This window comes from Rickettsia sp. TH2014, from assembly GCF_019249195.1.
In the GTDB taxonomy this organism is placed as follows: domain Bacteria; phylum Pseudomonadota; class Alphaproteobacteria; order Rickettsiales; family Rickettsiaceae; genus Rickettsia; species Rickettsia felis.
Genome location: NZ_MXAX01000159.1, coordinates 1 through 1317, shown reverse-complemented (window position 1 = coordinate 1317; position 1317 = coordinate 1). Strand labels below are relative to the sequence as shown.

The window sequence follows — 1317 nt, the reverse complement described above, 5'->3', positions numbered from 1 at the left end:
GCGTAACTGCAATATGGAGGCATGACCTAACTTCTGAGTTTTTTGTTTTAAGAGCTGATTCTAGCTCCTTATGTGCTATCTTTATTGCTATTAAGTACCATTTTAATAGCCGGTAAGTTACATGATTCAATTACTTTATTGCCCTTAAATCACTAATATTATCAATTTTTGAAGAGATTAATTCAATTATTTGATTCTTCTGTTGAATCTCAAACTGACGATTAAAAGCTATATCAAGGTTATTTTTTATCAATATTTTATCGACTATCATTTTAATTATATGCAAATAACCTGTTTCTATAGCTTTCCCTAGATATAGATTCAACTTTATATCCTCAATTTTTCCTGTTTTATTCAATAGTGTTTCAACTGCAAATGGAGTCTGAGATTTAATAGCATGAGATATATATCGACTAGGATCATCATTTATTTTATTAAGTATTGTTTCAGCAAGTAATATAATTTCACAACCGTTTTCACTAATAAGATCACAAAAAAGATATGTAAGATCGACCTTATTTATCATATTTAAAATAGTTAACATTTCTTGACCGCTTAAACTCTGATTATATAAATTAAGTATTGTGCCAAACGCCTCCTCTAACTCGTTACTTGTATATATCTTCTCCGAAAAATCATAATCTGGTAATAGCTCTGAATTTAGATGCTCCTGAGAAAAATGTTCCTTGAGTTCTTTATAAAATTCTTTTACTTTTTGATATTGTTCTTGCAAGAATTCTGAAAAACTATTCATGTCCATTGTTTTTATAGTTTTATGATCAAAAGCCAAACTATGCATATTATTATTTAATTTGTAACTAATAGAAAAGCCGACGACTGTTAATAACGGTAGATTTTTTACTATAAAATCAATTAAACTCTCTGAGTTACAGTTTTTATCAAACAACAGATTATCTATCCCTGCCTTTGTAGTATTTGTAGCCGGAATATAAGTACATAATACAACATTGCCCTCAATATCTTTTAAATTATGTGAGACGCACCAGAATGACAGGAAAATATATGCACAATATTAAGGTGATCTCCTATAGTATTTTTTACTATTTTTGTCAGAACGTTATGCGCTAGTTGTTCAGAGAGATTGCAAGTATTATTTTCTTGAAATAAATTTAACCTTAATTGTGATAATAAATTTTTTTCAAAATACTCCATTCCATGAGCATATATAAATATTTCTTGAGGATTATGAGAAGAAGCAAGATATGTTTTATCTGTAATAGTTGAGATTTAATCTTACATTTAGTAAAATTAAGATAATANNNAATGGAGGATTAGAGATGAATCTAAATCAAAAAA

Annotated in this window: 1 protein-coding gene; it reads right to left on the bottom strand. The window is 27.9% G+C overall.

All coding sequences use genetic code 11. The features are described from left to right. Positions 1-130: 130 nt before the first annotated feature. Entirely contained in the window at positions 131-907 is a 777-nt protein-coding gene (locus KYQ89_RS03050; RefSeq protein WP_218460351.1) for a hypothetical protein, read from the bottom strand. Positions 908-1317: the final 410 nt, after the last annotated feature.